The 20743-nt window shown below is 62.9% G+C and carries 21 protein-coding genes; 9 read left to right on the top strand and 12 right to left on the bottom strand.

Annotated features, from left to right (window positions below; genetic code table 11):
* Positions 1-9 precede the first annotated feature (9 nt).
* The 7 genes from B7O88_RS15825 (at position 10) to B7O88_RS15795 (ending at position 5817) form a co-directional block, all read left to right on the top strand.
* Entirely contained in the window at positions 10-957 is a 948-nt protein-coding gene (locus B7O88_RS15825; protein ID WP_088277418.1) for a LysR family transcriptional regulator, read from the top strand.
* 16 nt (positions 958-973) lie between these two features.
* Complete coding sequence (locus B7O88_RS15820) at positions 974-1627, top strand: class I SAM-dependent methyltransferase (protein ID WP_088277416.1); 654 nt, start codon at positions 974-976, stop codon at positions 1625-1627.
* A 58-nt stretch (positions 1628-1685) separates the two neighbouring features.
* A complete protein-coding gene (gene trxA / locus B7O88_RS15815) occupies positions 1686-2564 on the top strand; it encodes a thioredoxin (RefSeq protein WP_088277414.1) in 879 nt (292 codons plus the stop codon).
* A gap of 113 nt (positions 2565-2677) precedes the next feature.
* Positions 2678-3316: a DUF2796 domain-containing protein gene (locus tag B7O88_RS15810; RefSeq protein WP_088277413.1), complete on the top strand. Its 639-nt coding sequence runs from the start codon at positions 2678-2680 to the stop codon at positions 3314-3316.
* A 7-nt stretch (positions 3317-3323) separates the two neighbouring features.
* Entirely contained in the window at positions 3324-4034 is a 711-nt protein-coding gene (locus tag B7O88_RS15805) for an ABC transporter ATP-binding protein (protein ID WP_088277411.1), read from the top strand.
* Positions 4034-5296, top strand: a complete 1263-nt coding sequence (locus B7O88_RS15800; RefSeq protein ID WP_088277409.1) for an ABC transporter permease — start codon at positions 4034-4036, stop codon at positions 5294-5296. The genes B7O88_RS15805 and B7O88_RS15800 overlap by 1 nt, the downstream gene beginning before the upstream one ends.
* A gap of 17 nt (positions 5297-5313) precedes the next feature.
* Positions 5314-5817: a DUF3299 domain-containing protein gene (locus B7O88_RS15795; protein WP_088277407.1), complete on the top strand. Its 504-nt coding sequence runs from the start codon at positions 5314-5316 to the stop codon at positions 5815-5817.
* Here B7O88_RS15795 and B7O88_RS15790 read toward each other — a convergent pair.
* From B7O88_RS15790 to B7O88_RS15765, 6 genes are read right to left on the bottom strand one after another with little or no spacing between them, the layout of a single operon-like run.
* Complete coding sequence (locus B7O88_RS15790; protein WP_088277405.1) at positions 5811-6878, bottom strand: tetratricopeptide repeat protein; 1068 nt, start codon at positions 6876-6878, stop codon at positions 5811-5813. The two genes, B7O88_RS15795 and B7O88_RS15790, sit on opposite strands and share 7 nt — an antisense overlap.
* Positions 6878-7564: an energy transducer TonB gene (locus B7O88_RS15785; RefSeq protein ID WP_088277403.1), complete on the bottom strand. Its 687-nt coding sequence runs from the start codon at positions 7562-7564 to the stop codon at positions 6878-6880. Before B7O88_RS15785 ends, B7O88_RS15790 begins: the two co-directional genes overlap by 1 nt.
* Positions 7564-7974, bottom strand: coding sequence for an ExbD/TolR family protein (locus B7O88_RS15780; RefSeq protein WP_088277401.1), 411 nt, complete (start codon positions 7972-7974; stop codon positions 7564-7566). The genes B7O88_RS15785 and B7O88_RS15780 overlap by 1 nt, the downstream gene beginning before the upstream one ends.
* A gap of 11 nt (positions 7975-7985) precedes the next feature.
* The gene (locus B7O88_RS15775) at positions 7986-8501 is read right to left on the bottom strand and encodes a MotA/TolQ/ExbB proton channel family protein (RefSeq protein WP_235005814.1); all 516 of its coding nucleotides are present in this window, start codon (positions 8499-8501) and stop codon (positions 7986-7988) included.
* Positions 8494-9834: a MotA/TolQ/ExbB proton channel family protein gene (locus B7O88_RS15770; protein ID WP_088277399.1), complete on the bottom strand. Its 1341-nt coding sequence runs from the start codon at positions 9832-9834 to the stop codon at positions 8494-8496. The genes B7O88_RS15775 and B7O88_RS15770 overlap by 8 nt, the downstream gene beginning before the upstream one ends.
* Positions 9831-10595, bottom strand: a complete 765-nt coding sequence (locus B7O88_RS15765) for a DUF3450 domain-containing protein (protein ID WP_160003202.1) — start codon at positions 10593-10595, stop codon at positions 9831-9833. The genes B7O88_RS15770 and B7O88_RS15765 overlap by 4 nt, the downstream gene beginning before the upstream one ends.
* Positions 10596-10801: 206 nt before the next feature.
* Between B7O88_RS15765 and B7O88_RS15760 the strand changes: the two genes are divergently transcribed.
* Positions 10802-11470: an OmpW/AlkL family protein gene (locus tag B7O88_RS15760; RefSeq protein ID WP_088277395.1), complete on the top strand. Its 669-nt coding sequence runs from the start codon at positions 10802-10804 to the stop codon at positions 11468-11470.
* Between the two features lie 50 nt (positions 11471-11520).
* Here B7O88_RS15760 and B7O88_RS15755 read toward each other — a convergent pair whose 3' ends face one another.
* The 4 genes from B7O88_RS15755 to B7O88_RS15740 all read right to left on the bottom strand — a co-directional run bounded on the left by B7O88_RS15755 (position 11521) and on the right by B7O88_RS15740 (position 15187).
* The gene (locus tag B7O88_RS15755; RefSeq protein WP_088277393.1) at positions 11521-12402 is read right to left on the bottom strand and encodes a sugar nucleotide-binding protein; all 882 of its coding nucleotides are present in this window, start codon (positions 12400-12402) and stop codon (positions 11521-11523) included.
* A gap of 80 nt (positions 12403-12482) precedes the next feature.
* Positions 12483-13160 (bottom strand): histidine phosphatase family protein, encoded by a 678-nt coding sequence (locus tag B7O88_RS15750; RefSeq protein WP_088277391.1) that lies wholly within the window; start codon positions 13158-13160, stop codon positions 12483-12485.
* A 144-nt stretch (positions 13161-13304) separates the two neighbouring features.
* Positions 13305-13790: a single-stranded DNA-binding protein gene (ssb, locus tag B7O88_RS15745; RefSeq protein ID WP_088277389.1), complete on the bottom strand. Its 486-nt coding sequence runs from the start codon at positions 13788-13790 to the stop codon at positions 13305-13307.
* 26 nt (positions 13791-13816) lie between these two features.
* The gene (locus tag B7O88_RS15740; RefSeq protein WP_088277387.1) at positions 13817-15187 is read right to left on the bottom strand and encodes an MFS transporter; all 1371 of its coding nucleotides are present in this window, start codon (positions 15185-15187) and stop codon (positions 13817-13819) included.
* A gap of 151 nt (positions 15188-15338) precedes the next feature.
* Between B7O88_RS15740 and uvrA the strand changes: the two genes are divergently transcribed.
* Complete coding sequence (gene uvrA / locus B7O88_RS15735; RefSeq protein WP_088277385.1) at positions 15339-18170, top strand: excinuclease ABC subunit UvrA; 2832 nt, start codon at positions 15339-15341, stop codon at positions 18168-18170.
* A gap of 2 nt (positions 18171-18172) precedes the next feature.
* On the opposite strand, the gene B7O88_RS15730 is transcribed toward uvrA, so the two are convergent.
* Both B7O88_RS15730 and rplQ read right to left on the bottom strand, forming a co-directional pair.
* Positions 18173-20119, bottom strand: coding sequence for a methyl-accepting chemotaxis protein (locus tag B7O88_RS15730; protein WP_088277383.1), 1947 nt, complete (start codon positions 20117-20119; stop codon positions 18173-18175).
* A gap of 229 nt (positions 20120-20348) precedes the next feature.
* Positions 20349-20729 carry a 50S ribosomal protein L17 gene (gene rplQ, locus B7O88_RS15725; RefSeq protein WP_088277381.1) on the bottom strand — a complete coding sequence of 127 codons (381 nt, stop codon included), beginning with the start codon at positions 20727-20729 and terminating at the stop codon, positions 20349-20351.
* Between the last annotated feature and the right edge of the window lie 14 nt (positions 20730-20743).

The following is a 20743-nucleotide window of genomic DNA, read 5'->3' as shown; positions in this document are numbered from 1 at the left end:
GCAACAATCATGGATATCAAAACCCTGCAGTACTTCAGCGCCATCGTCGAAGCCGGCGGCATGAGCGGTGCCGCCCGCCGGCTTGGTACCTCGCGCTCGCATATCAGCCGGCGTCTGAAGGCACTGGAGCAGGATCTGCAGGTGCAGTTGCTGCGCCGCACCACCCGGCGGGTAGAGCCGACCCAGATTGGCTGGGCACTTTACGAGCACGCCGCCCGCATCAGCCAGGAACTGAGCGCCCTGCAATCAACGGTCGACAACCTCGGCCGCAACCTGCGCGGCCACCTGCGTCTGAGCGTACCCTCCGCGCTGGGCCAGCAGATCATCGGCCCGCTGCTGCTGGAATTCGCCGACACCTATCCGGATGTGACCCTGCAACTGACCTTCAGCAACCGCATCTTCGATCTGGTCGCCGAGGAAATTGACGTTGCCATTCGCGTCACCAACACCCCGCCGGATACGCTGGTGGCTCGTGATCTGGGTCCCATCGACTGGGTCCTGTGCGCCAGCCCCGGCTACCTGCAACGTGTCGGCAGGCCACAGAACCCGGAAGACCTGCTGCGCTGTGACGTGGTGAGCGTCAAGGTGCCGGATCTGCGCCTGCCGCTGGAGCTGCACGATGGCAGGCACAGCCAGCAGCTGACCCTGCGTCCACGCCTGCAGACCGAAGACATGCTGTTCCTGCGCCGCGCCGCGCTGCAGGGGCTGGGTTGCGCGCTGCTGCCCTACTACGCAGTGCGCGAGGAGCTGAATGCCGGCAGCCTGACAGCCGTGCTGCCCGACTACCGCGCCCGGGTCGATGCCTGGGGCGATCACCTGTATCTGCTGACCGCGCCCAACCTCTATCCGACCCTGGCCACCCGGGCGCTGATCGAGTTCCTGCGCACCCGGCTGGCCGACATTCCGCTGACGCCGCAGCATCCGGCAGCGGGTGAAGTCGCTACAATACCCGTCTGATCTCAGGAACCCGACCATGACCCTCGAAGCACTTACCGCCGAACTGCACAAGGTTCTGCCCGACGCCGCGCTTGTGCCGAGCCGCCTGCCGGGTCTGCCGGAACTGGAGTTGTGGCTGCTCGATCCGAGTAATCTGGACCGCGCCTTCGCCACTGACGAAACCCGCCGGCTGCTGGAGCATCCGCCCTACTGGGGCTTCTGCTGGGGTAGCGGCCTGGCCCTGGCGCGCTGGGTGCTGGACAACCCCGAACAGGTACGCGGCAAGCGGGTACTGGACTTCGGCGCCGGCTCCGGCGTGGTTGCGCTGGCCTGCCGCATGGCCGGTGCCGAACAGGCCATCGCCTGTGACCTGGACCGGCCCGCACTGCTGGCCTGCGCCCTCAACGCCCGACTCAACGACATGCAGATCGTGCTGTCGGATGACTACTTCGCCGTCGAAGGCGAGATCGATCTGCTGATCGCCGCCGACGTGCTCTACGACGTCGACAACCGGCCACTGCTCGACCACTTCGCCGAGCGTGCCAACAAGGTGCTGATCGCCGACTCCCGGGTACGCAACCTGACCCACCCGCGTTACCGCCGCAGCGCCATTCTGCCGGGCCGAACCTGGCCGGATCTGGGTGAGCCGCTTGAGTTTCGCGACGTCAGCCTGTATCAGCTCAGTCCTTGACCTTGGCGCCAGCGCCACCATATAAGCCAGACTCGATATCACCGCAGCGGAATAGCCCATGTCATCGCCCTACCTGTTCGACGCCACCACCGATACCTTCGATCGCTATGTACTCGAAAACTCCTTCCACAAACCCGTGCTGGTCGACTTCTGGGCCGACTGGTGTGCGCCCTGCAAGGCGCTGTTTCCGGTACTGGAAAAGATTGTCGACAGCTACGAGGGCGAACTGCTGCTGGCCAAGGTCAACTGCGATGCCGAGCCCGGTCTGACCGAACGCTTCGGCATTCGCAGCCTGCCGACCGTGGTGCTGTTCAAGGACGGTCAGCCGGTCGAAGGCTTCGCCGGTGTGCAGCCCGAGGGCGCGATTCGCGACTTGCTCGCGCCGCACGTCAACGAGCCCGCTGCCGCTGCCGAAGCGCCGGAAGAGGATCTGGCCGCTCAGGCGCAGGCGCTGATCGATGCCGGTCAGCCGCAACAGGCCATTGCCCTGCTGCAACCGGCGCTGCAGGCGGAAACCGACGATGCGCTGCTGCTGGTCCTGACCCGCGCGCTGCTGGCCGACGGCCAACTGGATGACGCCGACAAGGTGATCAACGCCGTCCAGAACAAGGACAGCCACAAACAAACCCTCAGTGCGCTCAAGGCCCAGCTCAGTTTCGCCCGCCAGAGCACCGGCTTCGCACCCCGCGCAGCGCTGCAGGCCCGCCTTGACGCCGATGCCGCCGACAGCGAAGCACGCTACCAGCTAGCCCTGCTCGATCTCACCGCGGGCCACAGCGATAACGCGCTGACTGCCCTGCTTGAGCTGTTGCAGCGTGACCGCAGCTGGAACGACGGCGCCGCGCAGAAGACTCTGTTGCAGGTGTTTGATCTGCTGGGTGGCGATCATCCGCTCACCGTGCAGTACCGCCGCAAGCTCTATCAGGCCCTGTACTGATCGACCGCAGGCTCCCGCTTCGTCACAGCCGCGCGGCCGGGAGCCTCAATTCAGGGTTGTTTTGGTGAAAAAATGAAATAAGATAACGTTTTATTTCAAACCGGAGCCCAACCATGCGCCGCACCCTGCTTGCCCTCAGCATCGCCCTGTTTTCCAGCCAAGGCGCCTTTGCCGAAGACCACCAGCACGCCAGCCTCGGCGCCCACGAGCACGGCGTTGCCAGTCTCAATCTGGTGGTGGACGGCAATCTGGTGAGCTTGGAGCTCGACAGCCCCGCGGCCAATCTGGTTGGCTTCGAACACACGCCAGGCACTGACGAGGATCGCGCCACCGTCGCCCGCGTCAAAGCGGCTCTCGAGCAGGCCGACACGCTGTTCAGTTTCACCCCGGCTGCCGGCTGCACACTTCAGCAGATCGAGCTGGAAAGTCCGCTGTTTGCCGCCGACGAGCATGAGCATGAGCATGAGCATGAGCATGAGCATGAGCATGAGCGGCATGATGATCACGCACATGGCGAACATGAACAGCATGATGACCACGACGATCATCACGACCACGAACACAGCGCACATGCCGATATCGAGGGCCGCTTTGGCTTCAACTGCTCGTCCCCCGAGCGACTTGAAGCGCTGACCCTGCCGTTGTTCAATAGCTTCCCGGCGATGCAGCGCATTCAGGTGCAGGCCATCACCACCAGCGGCCAGCATGGCGCCGTGCTGACCGCCGACCAACCCACGCTGTCACTGGACTGAAGCCGACATGACCAAACCTCTACTGCAGGTCACTGACCTGCAGTTTGCCTGGCCGGGCCAGCCAACCTTGCTGGACATCCCGGCGTTCAGCCTGCAAGCAGGCGAGCGGCTGTTTCTCAAGGGCCCGTCCGGCAGCGGCAAGACCACGCTGCTCGGACTGCTCGGCGGAGTGCACCAGCCGCAGAGGGGCGAGATCAATCTGCTTGGCCAGTCACTGGGTCAACTATCCGCCCTGCGCAGAGACCGCTTTCGCGCCGACCACACCGGCTACCTGTTCCAGCAATTCAACCTGCTGCCGTATCTCTCGGTACTCGACAACGTCACCCTGCCCTGTCGCTTCTCCAGCCTGCGCCGTGAACGCGCGCTGCGTCAGCAGCCCGATTTGAATACCGCTGCCGGGCACCTGTTGCGCGAGCTCGGCTTGAGTGACATCACTCTGCAGCAACGCAGTGCCAATGCCCTGTCGATCGGCCAGCAGCAGCGCGTGGCCGCCGCCCGCGCCCTGATCGGCAGCCCCGAGCTGGTGATCGCCGACGAGCCAACCTCGGCGTTGGATGCCGACAGCCGCGATGCTTTTCTCAAGCTGCTGTTCGACGAATGCGCACAGATGGGCAGCAGCCTGCTGTTCGTCAGCCACGACACCAGCCTCGCCAGCCGCTTTGATCGCGCCCTGTCACTGGCCGAGCTGAACCGCGCCAGCCAGCCGGAGACCTTCTGATGTATCTGCTGCGCCTGTCCATCCAGAGCCTGGCTAACCGCCGCTTTTCCGCCCTGCTTACCGTCATTGCCATCGCCCTGAGCGTCACCCTGCTGCTGGCGGTAGAGCGGGTGCGCACCGAGGCCCGCAGCAGCTTTGCCAGCACCGTCAGCGGCACCGATCTGATCGTCGGCGCACGCTCCGGCTCGGTACAACTGTTGCTGTATTCGGTATTTCGCATCGGCAACGCCACCAACAACATCCGCTGGGACAGCTTTCAGCAGATCAGCACTCAGCCGCAGGTCAAATGGGCGATTCCGCTGTCGCTCGGAGACTCGCACCGCGGCTTTCGCGTGCTGGGCACCAGTCAGGCCTACTTCGACCATTACCAGTTTGGTCGCGACCGCAGCCTGAGTTTCAGTCAGGGGCAGCCATTTGCCGATCTCTACGACGCCGTGCTCGGCGCGGACGTGGCACGCGAACTGGGATACCAGCTGGGTACCGAGATGGTGCTGGCCCACGGCGCCGGCGCCGTCAGCTTCGTCAACCATGCCGACAAGCCCTTCAAGGTCGTCGGCATTCTGGCCAAAACCGGAACACCGGTCGACCGCACAATCCACGTCAGTCTGCAGGGTATCGAGGCCCTGCACGTCGACTGGCAGCAGGGCATGCCGGCCCGCGGAGCCGGTCAGATCAGTGCCGAGCAGGCGCGCGCGCTGGACCTGACACCGCACGCCATCACCGCCTTCATGCTCGGGCTAAACCGCCGCATCGACACCTTTGCGCTGCAACGCCAGATCAACGAGTTCAGCGGCGAGCCGCTGCTGGCTATTCTGCCGGGCGTTGCCCTGCAGGAGCTCTGGAGCCTGCTCAGCGTGGCCGAAAAGGCGCTGCTGCTGGTCTCGGTGTTCGTCGTGCTGACCGGGCTGGTCGGTATGCTCACCGCCATCCTCAGCGGCCTGAACGAGCGCCGCCGCGAGATGGCCGTGCTGCGCTCGGTCGGCGCCAGACCGCTGCACATTTTCAGCCTGCTATTACTGGAGGCGGTGAGCCTTACCCTTGCCGGCATCGCCCTCGGGCTGGGACTGCTGTACGCTGGCATCGCCATTACCGCCCCCTGGCTGGAACAACAATACGGACTGTTTATGCCCCTGAGCTGGCCGACCCGCAGCGAACTGACGTTACTGGCCTGCATCGTCGCTGCCAGCGTGCTGATGGGCTGCATTCCGGCCTGGCGCGCCTACCGTCAGGCACTGCTCGATGGCCTGTCCATTCGTCTTTGATTTCTGCAGGAAGCCTGATGCGCCTGACACACTTGTTTGCCCTGACCCTCAGTCTGCTGATCCTGCCGGCCGAAGCCGCCCGAGAGCTCAGCTGGGATGACCTGGTACCCGCCGGTACCGGCCACCTGTACGGCATGCCGCCGGCACAGCACAACGGTTTGCAGTCGGAAGATCAGGCTCCAGCCAATCCGCTGACTCAAAGCATGGCGAACGCACCGACCGTCGCCGAGCTGGACGGCCAGGAGGTCAAGCTGCCGGGCTATGTGGTGCCATTGAATGTAGACCCCAACCAGCGCGTTACCGAGTTTCTGCTGGTACCCTACTTCGGTGCCTGCATCCACGTGCCGCCTCCGCCGTCGAACCAGATCGTGCTGGTCCACAGCGAAATCGGTATTGCGCTGGACGCCACCTGGGTACCGTACTGGATTACCGGCAAGCTGCGGGTTGAGCAGAGCGAAAGCAAACTGGCCAGCGCCGGTTACCGGCTGGAGGCCAGTGCGATCGAAGAGTTTGCCTACTGATCCATATCCAGCGCCTGCTGCGCCGCTGCCCTCAGGCTGGCAAGCTGACGACGCTGGGCGGCACTGGCGGGCTGAATCCCCTGAACCATAGCAAGCACGTCCTGCCACTGCGCCTGCTGGTAGTGCAACCAGGCCACCTGCAGCCGATCCGCTGTTTGCCCGGAAGCGCCAGCTACCTGTTGCCAGATCGTCAGCGCCTGCGGGTAATCCCGCGCTGCCTGCCACAACTGCGCCAACTGGCGCTGTCGCTCCAGCGTCGTTTGCAGAAGGCGCTCACGCAGTAGCTGTTCGAGTAATCGCGCTGCCTGCCATGGCGCGCCCGCACGGGCGTGCAGGGCAATCAGGCTCTCCATGTCAGACGCCTGCAGACCGACGCCGGCCAGCTGCGCGAGCCGCATGGTCGCCGCCGCCTTGCCCTGTTCACCGGCCAGACTCTGCAGACTCGCCAGTTGGCGCCAGCTGGCGGCGTTTCCGGGGGCACGCTGCAGGAGCACCTGTTGCCAGCGCGCCGCCGCTGCGTAGCGCTTGAGTTCGTAATTCATGCCAACCAGCAACTGATACCAGCTGTCGTCCGCCGCCGGGCGCTCGCGTACCACCTGCTCAGCCAGCGGCAGTGCCTTGTCGAACTGCCCAAGCTGTCGATACGCCTGCACCTGCAACTGACGGGTAGCATCACTCGGTGGCAACAGCGCCAGCTCAACCGCCGCCTGCTGATAGCGCCCCTGCTGCAGCAACAGCCGCGCCAGATTGGCACGATCCTGCGCCTGCACTTCAGCGCCCAGAGCATCCTGCCTGAGGGTCTCGGTCAGCCACTGAATCGCGTGCTCGGCATCGTTAGCGTCAATCGCCAGGTAAGCCAGCCGCTGCTGCAGCAACGCCCGCTCAAGACTTCCCTCCGCGCTCGCTGGCAGAGCAGCCTGCAACTGCCGCCGGGCGCCGGTCGTATCGCCGCGCTGCTCGGCAGCCCGCGCATCGTCCAGCGCCTTGTAGACGGCAGGATCAATCTGCGCAGCCGAAAGCGGCGTTGCCAGCAGCAACCAGCCAAACAGCCAGCCACGCATCAGGGCTTGCCCTCAAGGACAAAGTTGAACACCTTGGTAGCCTCCCGTGCGACCGGTACGCCGTTCTCCTGCCGGGGTACAAAGCGACTGCGACTGATTGCTCGCCTAGCCGCACGATCAAAGACACCAGGCGGCTCCGAGGCGATCACCTCGATATCCTCCACCCGGCCTTCGGCACTGACCGTGAACCGCAGGGTCACAGAACCCTCGATTCCGGCCGCCGCCGCCCGCATCGGGTAGTCCGGAGGCACTTCACTGAGCGGCACCAGTTCCTCGGAACTGCCCGCCACAGCGCCATGGGCAGGCGACGCCACGGCTGGTGCACTGACCGCAGCCGAGGGCCCGACGGCAGCCGCCTCCAGCGGAGGTGACACCGGGGCAGCGCTGAGGCGCAGGTCCGCCTGCAACTGTGGAATTTCAATTTTCAGTTCAGGGGCTGGCAATGGCGGCGCCTCAACGGCAGGCAGCTGCAATGGTGGACGCTGGGGTGGCGTTGGGCGTTCCGGCACGGCCTGCTGCGGCTGATGTTCATTGCGGCTGTCGGCAACGCTGCGGGTGACACCGATGCGCACCAGTTCGCGCTCCGGCATCTGCGCCCGTTCAGGTGGCGTCACCAGCGCCAGCATCAGGCCAAACAGCGCCAGGGCAACCAGCAGCGCCAGCAAAAAGCTGCCGATCAGCCGCATCACTGTCCCGCCGTAGCGGCGAGCGCCACGTCACTGACGCCTGCCAGCCTGATCTGATCCATCACCCGCACCACAAGGCCGGTACGGGCATCGCGATCAGCCTGAACGACCACCGTGCTGTCCGGCTGATCGACGCGCATGCGCTCAACCCCGGCACGCACCGCACGAATATCGACCGGCTTGCCGTCCATCCAGATCTCGCCATCGGCGCTCACCGCGACCAGGATGCTGGCGCGCGGTTTGCTCACCGCGCTGTCTGCACTCGGGCGCAACACATCAATGCCCGCTTCGCGCACAAAGGAGCTGGTGACAATAAAGAAAATCAGCATGATAAAAACAATGTCGAGCATCGGTGTCAGGTCGATACCCGCTTCGTCTTCGCTACCGGCGTGATGTCTGCGCATGCGCATCAGTTGCTCTCCTAATCCTGCTGCAGGCGGTCGGACAGACGCTGCAGCGCACGCCGCGACTGCTGGTCCAGCCGTGCCAGACAAAACAGACCGCTGATCGCGATCACCATTCCGGCCATGGTCGGCACCGTCGCGCGCGACACACCGGCGGCCATCGCCCGGGGGTTACCATTGCCACTGAGCGCCATCACGTCAAATACCTGAATCATGCCGCTGACCGTGCCCAGCAGCCCGAGCAGCGGACACAGCGCGATCAGCACCCGCACCAGCGGCAGAAACCGGATCAGTTGTGCCTGCGCCTGCGCCAGCCAGGCGGTGCGAATATGCCGCGCCGCCGCGCTGCGCCGCTCACCGCGCGCCAGCCAGCGTTGCTGCAACGCCCGCGCCTGCTGCGGAAACACCCGCGCCAGATACCACAGCCGCTCCAGCATCAGCGTCCACAGCATTACGGTGGCAACCAAAATGGTCCACAGCACCCAGCCACCGCTGTCGAGGAACGCCAGCAGGCGCCAGAGCAGATCAGTCACGCGACTCTCCGCCACCCAGATGCAGCGCGATCAGACCGGCACTCTGCTGCTCCAGCAACTGAATCAGTGCCTTGCTGCGCGCCGCTACCAGGGTATGCAGAAACAGCAGCGGGATGGCCGCCAGCAAGCCCAGAACGGTGGTTACCAGCGCCTGAGAAATGCCGTCTGCCATGAGTTTCGGGTCGCCACTGCCGTACTGGGTAATAGCCTGGAAGGTGACGATCATACCGGTCACGGTACCCAGCAGACCAAGCAACGGTGCCACCGCAGCGAGCAGTTTGATCAGACCCTGCCAGCGTTCCAGCGCCGGCGTCTCGCGCAGAATGGCCTCATCCAGCTTGAGCTCAAGGGTGTCCAGCTCCTCCAGTCGCGGCTTGCTGCCGATCACGCTCAGCACCCGCCCCAGCGGATTGTCCCTGCGCAGCGCGTCTAGGTCATCAATCTGCCGATCCACGCCGCGCTGCACCCGCTGCAGCCAGATCAGCCGCGCCAGCGCCAGCAGCACGCCCAGCACCCCCAGCGTCACAATCACATACCCCACGATGCCACCCTGCGACACGCGCGTCAGCAGGTCCGGCGTGCGTTGCAGCTGGGCGATGACCTGACCTCGGGCAGGATCGATCAGGATATCGGCAGGCACCTCACGGGGCGCGAGAAAGTCGGCAACCAGCCCGCTGCTACCCGGCTGACGGGCGGCCAGCTGCAAGCTGTCGGAGTCTGACTGATACAGCAGATAACCCGGTTCGGAGAGGGCAACAAAGGGGCCGACCAGCACCACCGGGGTCGCCGCGCTGCGGCCCTGGCGATCAACCACAGATGCGCTGATCCGGGCGACCTCGCCACTGGCGGTCATATCCTGCTGCAACCGATACCAGAACTGCTCGAGCGCCTCGACACTGGGGATTCTGCTGCTTTGCGCCAGCGCCTCCAGTTCGTCGCGCCGTTCGGGAAAACGGCTGTTGAGCTGCGAATCCTGCCACTGCCCGAGGGTATCCCCGGCGCCCTGGCGTACAACCCCGAACAGCTCGCCGAGATTGCCGCTGCGCTGGGTCAGCTGTTCTCTCAGTGCAGCCAGATGGTCACCCTGGGCCTTGAACTGCGCATCCAGCTGATCGGCCCGGGCCTGGGCCTGAGCCAGCCGCGCACGCGCCTGCGCCAGCCGCTGTTGCTGCTGATCACGCTCGCGCAGAAACTGCTGCTCCCGCGCCTGCATCGCTGCCTGCTCGGCGCTACGGGTATCACGAATGCTTTGCAGCAGGGCGTCCTTGTCCAGTGTTTGTGCCTGCCCCAGCGGCGCGAGTAAACAGACAAACAGGAAAGCAAGCCACTTCATGGAGCCACCTCCACACTGACCTGCGGCATCGGCAGACGCAACATCTGCGGCGTCTGCTCGTTGCGGGCAATCGCCATCCCCTGGTCCAGCGCACGCCGATAGCTGGACGGCAGCGCCTGCCATTGCCCATGGGCGGCGTCCCAGTAGCCCTGATGCTGACCATCCAGGCTCTGGAAGAACAGCATCAGCCGACCAACCCGCAAAAACTCGACAACCCGCTGCTGATCCCCATCCTTGAGCGCGCCACGCCAGGCCTCCAGCGTGCGGCCGTATTCACTCTCGATCTGATAGGCCTCCAGCACCCGACGGTACAATTCCGCGACGCTGACATCGGGGTCAACCAGCAGGGCCTGCAAACGGGCGACCCGCTCCTCCCGTTCGTCCAGCAGGAAGGGCAGATCCAGAGCAATAAAGGCATCCAGCGATTCGATCATGCGCCGGATCAGCGGCAGCATTTCCCGCTGGGTGTCGGCGACGCTGTCGATCTGCTGTTGCAGGCTCGCGATCTCGTCTGCCTGGCTCGCGACCAACTGTTGCATTCGCTCGCTGTAATCGGTCAGGGCATCGGCCTGGGTCACGGCGTGGCGATAAGCCTCCAGCGCGGCGCGGGTTGCCTGATCCAGCTCATTGATACGCTGCTGCGCCGCGACCGCGTCATCAACAAGCGCCTGACTCTGCTGCTGCGCCTGCTCAAGAGACTGCTGTGCCTGCAGCGTCAACGGCAATGTCAGCAGCACCACCGCCAGCCATAATGGTTTCATCCAGCGTTCCTCGAACTCACCGGCCACCTGAAGACGGCCAAAGACAGCCATTGTCAGTTTTGTTGGCAATGCGGGCAACCGTGACCTCAGTCACAGCCTGCGGCAGCCTGCCGCACTCAACTCTGCCAGCAACTTGCTCCAGATCAATAGTCGTTACTGCGCTTGCTCGTACAGTTGCACCTGTCCAACACACTAGGAGACAGAACATGTCAGCTTTCGCATCCCGCCTCGGCCTTGCAGCCCTTTTCGCCCCTGCACTGCTGGCCGTTTCGGTTACCGCTCAGGCCTACCAGGCAGGCGACGCCATCGTTCGCGTTGGCGCGGTTGCCGTCGACCCGCAGGAAGACAGCAGCAACGTGACTCTCAATGGCGCTGATATCGGCACCGATGTAGGCGTCGACAGCAACGTCCAGCTGGGTATCACCGGCACATACATGCTGACCGAGCACGTGGGCATCGGCATCCTGGGCGCTACTCCGTTCGAACACAGCATCAACCTGAACGGCGTGGGCAAACTGGCTGACATCAAGCACCTGCCACCGACCGTCACCCTGCAGTACTTCCCGATGCACAGTGCTTCCAAGCTGCAGCCCTACGTCGGTGCCGGCCTGAACTACACCACCTTCTTCAGTGAAGAGTTTACCAGCGCCAACAAGGCCGCCGGTTTCAGCAACCTGGACCTGGATGACTCCATCGGTCTTGCCCTGGAAGCCGGCGTTGACTATCAGATTGGCGAACGCCTGATTCTGAACGGCGCCATCTGGTACGCCGACATCGATACCGAAGCCTCTTTCGAGCTGAACGGCAATAAAGGCAAGGTTGACGTCGAAATCGATCCGATGGTCTACATGGTGAGCCTGGGCTACAAGTTCTAAGCCCTCCTCCCGCACTCACGGCTGCACTTTCCCCTGGGATCCTTGTGATCTCAGGGGATTTTTTTATCCAGCAATTCGGGCAGGCCGATGCGCCAGGTGCGCGGCTTGATACCAAAGACATGCAGCAGGCGACGTCCGCTGAGCACCGCGTTGCGCGGTTCGACTGCCGCGGCGGGCTGGGTCTCGAAGGCAACCGGCTCAATGCCCGGCTCGCGCTCGATTCGCCCGCAGGACACCAGTTCCTGAGCCAGTGTCCGGGCGAAGCTGATCCAGCTGGCCATTTCTCCACTTGCATAGTGATAACACCCGTACAGCTGGGCGTTGCAGTCCAATTGCTTGAGCGCACTCAACACCACCCGCGCCATATCCGCCACGGGAGTCGGGTTCCCCCGCCACTCCTCGGCCAGTACGACGGTCTCACCGCTGCACAACTGACTGATAAGACGCTGCAGCAGGCCGCCTTCGGACGAATCCAGAACCCAGCTGAAACGCAGCAGCAAATGACGGGGGCAGCACTGCTCCAGCAAGCTGTCCAGCGCAGCCTGCTGCGCCCCGTGCAGACCAATTGGCTGCAACGGATCCTTCTCGGTGTAGGGCTGCCCCTTGCTGCCGTCAAACACACGCGTATTGGAGAGCATGCACAACAGCAGATCACGCTGCTGGCATTCCGCAATCAGTTGCCGGGCGAATGCCGTATGCTGATCCAGCGCTTCGGCAGTGGGTGCCAGCACCTGAAACTGCTGGTGGTAGAAGGCCAGATCAACAACCGCATCCGGCTGCAAAGTGTCCAGCCACCCGGCGATAGCAGACGGTTGCCAATCGGCGGGCTCCTCTTCCAGCGTAAGAAACTCAATGTCTTCCGCTGCCGCCTGCACCGTCAGTGCGCGCCCGAGGAGTGACGACTTGCCCAGCAGCAACACCCGCATCCGCATGCTTTGTTGACCCTTGATCCTGATAACCCGAGACAGCCTGTATTGTGCAGTCTCAGGTCCACTACGTCACCTGTGGAAATTCAGGTGTAGGTAATCAGGTCACGGTGCTGGAGGCTATCGAGGTGCGGAACGCTGTTGAAGCTGCTCAAGCGCATGTTGTGCTGGTTGAACACGCACTGAATGATCGCGGTGTTGCGGGTCTGCAGATTCAGCTCGACCATGGTCCGGCTGGGCGCCTCAAGCAACTGACGCACCAGCATGGCAATGGCGCCGCCAGAGCTCACAGCCAGCACTTTGCTGCCCTTGTAGCTGGTCATGATGTGTTCGCGCACCGAAAGGATACGATCCTCGAAGCTGGCCCAGGTTTCCGGCAGATCGCCCTGCAATTCACCTTCGGACCAGAGCACGATGCCCTGTTTCAGGCGTTTGAAAAAGTCGGCAACAGCCGGCTTTTCGGGCAAGGCCTGCTCCGGATGCTGGGCAAGAAAGGCGTGCAGAATCGAGTGAAAGTCGAACTCGTTCAACTCCGGAAAGACCTGAAAGCCGCTGGCCTCAACCCCCATGCCGGCGCAGATGCCCTCGGCCGTTTCGCGGTGGCGCACCATGTCACCCGTCAGGATGTGATCAAACTGCAGCTGCTGGGTCGCGAAGTATTCGCCCAGCATCCGCGCCTGCTGATGCCCCTTTGGTGACAGCTGATCGTAGTTGTCGCTGCCGAACGACGCCTGACCGTGACGAACGAAATACACCTCTGACATGTTGCTCTCTCTGTGCTGGAGTGATTGGGCAACCCGCTGCCCGGCATCATCTGCGACACAGGAGCTTTCACGAGCCATAAAAAAACCCGGCAGACCGGGGATACAGGATCCTAGGTCATGCCGGGTTACGGCGACAGCTACATTCTAGAACGGAATGTCATCATCAAAGCTGTCGTAATCCGGTGCCGACTGCTGCGGCGCGGCCTGCTGCGGCTGCGCGGCGGCCTGCGGCTGGGCTGCGGGACGCTGCGGGCGGGCCTGGCCCATGCCCTGTTCGCCACCGCCCTGACGGCTGTCGAGCAGCTGCATCTGACCGCCCATGTCGACCACAACCTCGGTGGTATAGCGTTTGACGCCGTCCTTCTCCCACTCGCGGGTCTGCAGACGACCTTCGACGTACAGCTTGGAGCCCTTGCGCGCGTACTCGCCAACCACCTCGGCGATACGGCCAAAGAACACCACACGGTGCCACTCGGTGCGTTCCTGCATCTGGCCAGTCTGCTTGTCTTTCCAGCTGTCAGTGGTTGCCAGGGTGACGTTGGCGACTGCATTACCATTGGGCAGGTAGCGCACTTCCGGATCACCACCGACATTACCGATCAAAATTACCTTGTTGACGCCTCTGGCCATTCTACTCTCCTGATATGCCTGGGTGATCAAACGGGTGCTGCGACCCGGTCCAACGCTTCACGATCCAGCAGTTTGCTGTCGACTTTCAAGTAGGCAGCCGATTCGTCGGCAACAATCACGACGTCGGTCACACCTGCGACAGCAAGCAGGCTGGCGGCCAGGCCTGCGTCTCTGATGCGGTCAGAGGACACGGCCAACCGGTAACTGGTTACGTAAGGCGGTTCACGCATGGTAACACCAATAGCCAGCCACGACAGTGCCAGCAGCGCGCATCCGACGAATACCCCGCCCAGACCAAAATGGGCGAACAACCAGCCGCCGAACATGCCACCCAGTGCCGCCCCGGCAAACTGACTGGTGGAATACACGCCCATAGCAGTGCCCTTGCCGCCTGCCGGGGCAATCTTGCTGAGCAACGACGGCAAGGTCGCCTCCAGCAGGTTGAAACCGACAAAGAACAGGATGATGCAGGCGACCAGCCAGGGCAGCGAAGCCTGGGTCAGCCAGAACAGCGGCTGGACCAACACCAGCAAGGCCACCGCACCCAGCAGCACTCTCTTCATCTGACGCTGCCTTTCGGCGTAAATAATGAACGGCACCATACCGAAGAACGACAACAGCAAGGCCGCCAGATAGACCCACCAGTGCTCTTCCTTTGGCAGGCCGGCCTGCTGCTGAAGCGCCAGCGGAATCGCCAGAAAGGTCGCCATCAGAATGGCGTGAAGGCAGGCGATGCCGTAATTCAGCCGCAACAGTTCAGGATTAGCGAGCGCCGGTCGCAGGGCACCGCGAACAATCCCGGCATCGCGGTGGTGAAGCACCAGCTGCGGCGTCGGCACGACCAGCAGTACCAGGCCAATACCAACGATCGCCAACATCGAGGTCGACAGAAAGACGCCGCCCAGCCCGGCGATGCCGGCAACGACCGGCCCGGCCACCATCGCGACGGCAAAGGCCAGGCCGATACTCATGCCGATCATCGCCATGGCCTTGGTACGGTGCTGTTCACGGGTCGAGTCGGCAACCAGCGCCATGACTGCGGCTGCGATGGCGCCCGCCCCTTGCAGAATCCGCCCGGCTATCACCTGTTGAATGCTGTCCGCCCCTGCCGCCAGCAGGCCCCCAGCCGCAAACAGCACGAGACCGAAGACAATGACCGGTTTGCGCCCGATCCGATCGGACAGCATGCCGAAGGGAATTTGCAGCACAGCCTGGGTCAGCCCGTAGGCACCGATTGCCATGCCAATCAGCAGCGGCGTGGCCCCCTGAAGTTGCTGGCCATAGGTCGCCAGCACCGGCAACACCATAAACAGACCCAGCATGCGAAAGGCAAAAACCAGCGCCAGCGAGATCGAGGCGCGGCGTTCCTGCGGACTCATCGAGTCAACCTGATGCATGACAGCTCCGGGTAAAAGCGCGGATTTTATCACGCCTTTCCCGTCACCGGGATGGCCATCCGGACAGAGTCCGTTCACCTCTCCAACTTTGCCGCCGGACCAGCGCAGGCCGTATACTTGTGCGCTTTGCCGGCCACGAGGTGAGAGTACTGTGGATACGATTCAGATACGGGGTGCACGCACACACAACCTGAAGAACGTCGACCTCGATTTGCCGCGCGACAAATTGATCGTGATTACCGGCCTGTCAGGCTCAGGCAAGTCATCGCTGGCGTTCGACACGCTTTACGCAGAGGGCCAGCGCCGTTACGTCGAGTCTCTGTCGGCCTATGCCAGACAGTTCCTGTCGATGATGGAGAAGCCGGACGTCGACCACATCGAAGGCCTCTCGCCAGCCATCTCGATCGAGCAGAAGTCAACATCGCACAACCCCCGCTCCACCGTCGGCACCATCACCGAGATATACGACTACCTGCGCCTGCTGTTTGCCCGCGTCGGCACCCCGATGTGCCCGGACCACAACCTGCCGCTGGCCGCCCAGACCATCAGCCAGATGGTCGATCAGGTGCTGGCCATGCCGGAAGGCAGCAAATTGATGCTGCTGGCACCAGTCATGCGTGAACGCAAGGGTGAACACCTGGCCCTGATTGAAGAGCTGCGTGCGCAGGGCTTCGTCCGCGCCCGCATCGATGGCCGCATCCACGAACTGGATGAGGCGCCGACGCTGGACAAGAAGCGCAAGCACACCATTGAGGTCGTAGTTGACCGCTTCAAGGTCCGCGCAGACTTGCAACAGCGCCTGGCCGAGTCATTCGAAACCGCCATCAGCCTGGCTGACGGCATTGCCATCATCGCCCCGATGGATGGCGAAGAAGGCGAGGAAGTTACCTTCAGCGCACGCTTTGCCTGCCCGGAATGCGGCCACTCGATCAGCGAGCTCGAACCGCGCCTGTTCTCCTTCAACAATCCGGCCGGCGCCTGCCCCGGCTGCGATGGTCTGGGCGTAAAGCAGTTCTTCGACGCCCGCCGCCTGGTCAATGGCGAGCTGACGCTGGCCGAGGGCGCCATTCGCGGCTGGGACCGCCGCAACGTCTATTACTTCCAGATGCTCAGCTCACTGGCGGAGCACTACGGCATTGATCTGGACCAGCCGTTTGAAAAGCTGCAGGAGCCGCACCGCAAGCTGATCCTCAGCGGCACCGGCAAGGACAACGTACCCTTCCGCTACCTCAACGATCGTGGCGACGTGGTGCGCCGCGAGCATCCGTTCGAGGGCATCCTGCCGAACCTGGAACGCCGCTACCGGGAGACCGAGTCCCAGAGCGTGCGCGAGGAACTGACCAAGTACCTGAGCACCCAGCCCTGCCCCGATTGCCACGGCACCCGTCTGCGCCGCGAGGCCCGCCACGTGATGATCGACGGCCGCAACCTGCCGGGCGTCACCACCCTGCCGGTCGGCAGCGCCGCCGAGTACTTCGAGCAACTGACGCTGGAGGGCAGCCGCGGCGAAATTGCCGAAAAGATTCTCAAGGAAATCCGTGCCCGTCTGATGTTTCTGGTCAACGTCGGCCTCGACTATCTGACCCTCGACCGCAGCGCCGACACCCTCTCCGGCGGCGAGGCCCAGCGTATCCGTCTGGCCAGCCAGATTGGCGCCGGCCTGGTCGGCGTGATGTACATCCTCGACGAGCCCTCGATCGGGCTGCACCAGCGCGACAACGAGCGCCTGCTCGCCACCCTGGTGCACCTGCGCGATCTGGGCAACACGGTGATTGTGGTCGAGCACGATGAAGACGCCATTCGGCTGGCCGACTATGTGGTCGATATCGGCCCTGGCGCCGGTGTACACGGAGGTCAGGTGGTATCAAAAGGCACGCCGCAGCAAGTGATGGACGACCCCGCCTCGCTGACCGGCAAGTACCTGTCCGGCAAGGTCAAAATTGCCGTGCCGGCTGAACGCACGCCGCTGCGCAAGGACTGGCTGCGCCTCAAGGGCGCGTGCGGCAATAACCTGCAGAAGGTCACCCTGGAGATCCCGGTCGGCCTGCTGACCTGCGTGACCGGGGTATCCGGATCGGGCAAATCGACACTGATCAACAATACCCTGTTCCCGATTACCGCAACCGCACTAAACGGCGCGACCACGCTGGAGACTGCCCCCTACGACAGCTTCGACGGTCTGCAGCACCTGGACAAGGTGGTCGACATCGACCAGAGCCCTATCGGCCGCACGCCGCGTTCAAATCCGGCAACCTACACCGGGCTGTTTACGCCGATTCGCGACCTGTTCGCCGGCACCCAGGAAGCCCGCTCGCGCGGCTACAAGGCTGGGCGGTTCTCATTCAACGTCAAGGGCGGACGCTGCGAGGCCTGCCAGGGCGACGGTCTGATCAAGGTCGAAATGCACTTTCTGCCGGACATCTACGTCCCCTGCGACGTGTGCAAGAGCAAGCGCTATAACCGCGAAACCCTTGAGATCAAGTACAAGGGCAAGAGTATCCACGAGGTACTGGAAATGACCATCGAGGAAGCCCGCGAGTTCTTCGATGCCGTACCCGCGATTGCCCGCAAGCTGCAAACGCTGATTGATGTAGGCCTGTCCTATATCCGCCTTGGCCAGTCCGCTACCACGCTGTCAGGTGGTGAAGCGCAACGGGTCAAACTGGCCCGCGAACTGTCCAAGCGCGACACCGGCAAGACGCTCTACATCCTCGACGAGCCGACCACGGGCCTGCACTTCGCCGATATCCAGCAACTGCTAGACGTGCTGCACCGACTGCGTGACCACGGCAATACCGTGGTGGTTATCGAGCACAACCTGGATGTGATCAAGACCGCCGACTGGATCGTCGACCTTGGTCCGGAAGGGGGTTCTCGGGGTGGTCAGATCATTGCCGCCGGTACGCCGGAACAGGTGGCAGCCGAGCCGGCATCCCATACCGGCCGGTTCCTCGGCCCGCTACTGGAGCGTGACCGGGCCTGATCCTACAGTTGAAAATGTGCGACCAGCTGCAGCTGACTGCCCGCCAGCTGCTGCAGCCGCTCGCCGCTGACGCGGGTATGCAGTGCAGTGTCCCGACTTTCAGCTGTCATGTCCTGTAACTGATGCATGTGTCGGTTTACGTCCGCGGTCGTTGCGGCCTGCTGCTCCGCAGCCGTGGCGATCTGAAACGCCAGGCTCTGAACAGAATGCAGCGCACCGTCCAGATCTCCGAGACGGCCCAGCACCAGCTGGGTTTCCTGCTCCAGCGACTGTGCCTGCGATGACGCGGCCTGCATGCGATCAAGCGCTTGCAACGAGGACTGATCCAGGGCGCCGACTATAGTGACCACCTCCTCGGTAGCAGTGCGGGTACGCAGCGCGAGCTGACGCACTTCATCGGCAACCACCGCAAATCCCCTCCCCTGCTCCCCGGCGCGGGCAGCCTCAATTGCTGCGTTGAGTGCGAGCAGGTTGGTCTGCTCCGCAATACCGTTGATCACCTGCAGCACAACGCCAATCTGCCGACTATCATCGGCGAGGGTTTGAACCACAGCGTCCGCGCTACGCAGACCGCCGAGTAGCTGATCCTGACGACTGATCATCTCTTCCAGCGTGTTCTGCATCGCCCCGAACGCCTTGCGTGCACCAGCAGTCCGCTCGGCACTAGCTGATGCGGAGCTCGCGATTTCCTGTACGGTTGCCGCCATCTCGTCCACAGCAGAGACGACCATCTCTACGGCGTCTTGCTGCTGCTCCAGCCTGGCACTGGTACGCCCCGCCGCATCAAGAATGTCATCACTGGCACCACCAACCGCCTCGCTGGAAGCACGCAACTGTTGAACCACACCGCGCCAGGCGGCCGCCATTTCCTGTAGCGCCTGCAGCAGCCCTCCGGAGCGCGCCTGCTTACCCGCAGAGCGAAGTTCACCTCTGGCCAGGCTCTTTGCGAAGCTGACCATGTTGAGCGGCTCATCACCGAGCGGGCGCATCACACTGCGACTGACCAGCAACGTCGCCAGCAATACTGCAACGACGGTAAAAACCCCAAGCAACAATACCTGCCACATCAGCGCACGCACCGGCGCGAAAGCCTGCTCGGAATCCACTTCGGCGATCAGCGCCCAGTGCTGATCGCCGAACTCCACCGGCGCAAAGGCTTTCAACGCCACAGCCCCATCAAGACCGGATTCGCTCAGGCGTCCGCTCTGCCCGGCCATGGCCTGTTCGATCGCAAGGCCACCAAGCGTCTGCCCCTGCCCGGCGCGCCGGTCCGCATAGCGCACCGAATCGGAACGCAAACGTCGATCATTGCCCACCAGATAGGTCTCACCCTTGTCACCCAGCCCCTGGCGTTCGTGCATCAGTTCATTGAGCGGACCGATTGGCAACTCAAGTACCAACAGCGCCTGTATCAGCCCGTCAGCTCCAATTGGCGCGACCAGATACTGTACCGAGTCTGCACTCAAGGAGTCAGAAACCTGGTCGCCAATGTGAATTCGTGGGTCTGACAGCCCCTGCGCGACGGCACCACCCAGCGGTGTATCTGCCCATTCGGAATCAGTCAGCAAAGCCTGATAGGCAGGACCGCGGTTAACACTGAAGAACACCAGCCCATCGGGGCTGACCAGCTTCAGATCGCGATACCCGTAGGCTTCGATGAAATGCTCAAAGGTAGGCTTGTCATAACTGCTGGCGCTGACCAGCGCGACTGCATCCAGACCAAGATAGCTGTTGCTCAGCGTACGACTCAGGGTGTCGAGCTGATTGCGCCGCTGCGCCCATCCATCCTGCAGCTGACGCTGCTTGATACTGGCAACCGCCTGAAGCGTGTTGAGGGTCTGGTCTCGCAGCGCGTTACTCGCCTGCGAATACACCGTAGCGGCCATTACGGCCACCGGTACCAGACCAACGAGCAGGTAGGTTATTGCCAACTTGAAACGCAAGGACATGGGGCACCGCTCCGGATAGATGAATTCCACGGAACGGCAAGCAAGAATCGTGCAACTTAATTTACATAGCGTAAAACATAGCAAACCGACGGCCTGAGAAAGCGCCTATGGTTGACCCCGCCCTGCGCAGAGCACCAGCGCCGTGCATTCGAGGCCGCTCATAGTGCAGCAGGCGGATCTGCAGGCACAAAAAAACCGGCCTGAGCCGGTTTTTTTGTAGCGCTGATACTTACTCTTCAGCTGCAACCGCTTCTGGGCGGTCAACCAGCTCAACGTAAGCCATCGGGGCAGCATCACCAGCGCGGAAACCGCACTTGAGGATGCGAACGTAGCCACCCGGACGGGTTGCATAGCGCTTGCCCAGGTCGTTGAACAGTTTGCCAACTGCAGACTTGCTGCGAGTACGGTCAAACGCCAGACGACGATTGGCAACGGTGTCTTCCTTGGCCAGGGTGATCAGCGGCTCGGCAACGCGACGCAGCTCCTTGGCTTTCGGCAGAGTAGTTTTGATCAGTTCATTCTCGAACAGCGACACAGCCATGTTCTGGAACATAGCCTTGCGGTGTGCGCTGGTTCGACTCAGGTGACGACCACTTTTACGATGACGCATCTCTCAATTCCTCG

Origin of the sequence: Halopseudomonas aestusnigri, assembly GCF_002197985.1 — a bacterium.
Taxonomy (GTDB): Bacteria; Pseudomonadota; Gammaproteobacteria; order Pseudomonadales; family Pseudomonadaceae; genus Halopseudomonas; species Halopseudomonas aestusnigri.
Note: the sequence above shows the minus strand (reverse complement) of the source record. Positions and strands in the feature narration are given on the sequence as shown.

What these genes read in the sequence shown, in the direction of transcription:
- B7O88_RS15790 (WP_088277405.1), bottom strand. Translation starts at nt 6,878, where the DNA reads ATGCGTGGCTGGCTGTTTGGCTGGTTGCTGCTGGCAACGCCGCTTTCG.
- B7O88_RS15730 (WP_088277383.1), bottom strand. Translation starts at nt 20,119, where the DNA reads ATGTCCTTGCGTTTCAAGTTGGCAATAACCTACCTGCTCGTTGGTCTG.
- rplQ (WP_088277381.1), bottom strand. Translation starts at nt 20,729, where the DNA reads ATGCGTCATCGTAAAAGTGGTCGTCACCTGAGTCGAACCAGCGCACAC.
- B7O88_RS15755 (WP_088277393.1), bottom strand. Translation starts at nt 12,402, where the DNA reads ATGCGGATGCGGGTGTTGCTGCTGGGCAAGTCGTCACTCCTCGGGCGC.
- B7O88_RS15795 (WP_088277407.1), top strand. Translation starts at nt 5,314, where the DNA reads ATGCGCCTGACACACTTGTTTGCCCTGACCCTCAGTCTGCTGATCCTG.
- B7O88_RS15770 (WP_088277399.1), bottom strand. Translation starts at nt 9,834, where the DNA reads ATGAAGTGGCTTGCTTTCCTGTTTGTCTGTTTACTCGCGCCGCTGGGG.
- B7O88_RS15765 (WP_160003202.1), bottom strand. Translation starts at nt 10,595, where the DNA reads ATGAAACCATTATGGCTGGCGGTGGTGCTGCTGACATTGCCGTTGACG.
- B7O88_RS15825 (WP_088277418.1), top strand. Translation starts at nt 10, where the DNA reads ATGGATATCAAAACCCTGCAGTACTTCAGCGCCATCGTCGAAGCCGGC.
- B7O88_RS15785 (WP_088277403.1), bottom strand. Translation starts at nt 7,564, where the DNA reads ATGCGGCTGATCGGCAGCTTTTTGCTGGCGCTGCTGGTTGCCCTGGCG.
- B7O88_RS15740 (WP_088277387.1), bottom strand. Translation starts at nt 15,187, where the DNA reads ATGCATCAGGTTGACTCGATGAGTCCGCAGGAACGCCGCGCCTCGATC.
- B7O88_RS15805 (WP_088277411.1), top strand. Translation starts at nt 3,324, where the DNA reads ATGACCAAACCTCTACTGCAGGTCACTGACCTGCAGTTTGCCTGGCCG.
- ssb (WP_088277389.1), bottom strand. Translation starts at nt 13,790, where the DNA reads ATGGCCAGAGGCGTCAACAAGGTAATTTTGATCGGTAATGTCGGTGGT.
- B7O88_RS15800 (WP_088277409.1), top strand. Translation starts at nt 4,034, where the DNA reads ATGTATCTGCTGCGCCTGTCCATCCAGAGCCTGGCTAACCGCCGCTTT.
- B7O88_RS15760 (WP_088277395.1), top strand. Translation starts at nt 10,802, where the DNA reads ATGTCAGCTTTCGCATCCCGCCTCGGCCTTGCAGCCCTTTTCGCCCCT.
- B7O88_RS15780 (WP_088277401.1), bottom strand. Translation starts at nt 7,974, where the DNA reads ATGCGCATGCGCAGACATCACGCCGGTAGCGAAGACGAAGCGGGTATC.
- B7O88_RS15820 (WP_088277416.1), top strand. Translation starts at nt 974, where the DNA reads ATGACCCTCGAAGCACTTACCGCCGAACTGCACAAGGTTCTGCCCGAC.
- B7O88_RS15810 (WP_088277413.1), top strand. Translation starts at nt 2,678, where the DNA reads ATGCGCCGCACCCTGCTTGCCCTCAGCATCGCCCTGTTTTCCAGCCAA.
- B7O88_RS15750 (WP_088277391.1), bottom strand. Translation starts at nt 13,160, where the DNA reads ATGTCAGAGGTGTATTTCGTTCGTCACGGTCAGGCGTCGTTCGGCAGC.
- trxA (WP_088277414.1), top strand. Translation starts at nt 1,686, where the DNA reads ATGTCATCGCCCTACCTGTTCGACGCCACCACCGATACCTTCGATCGC.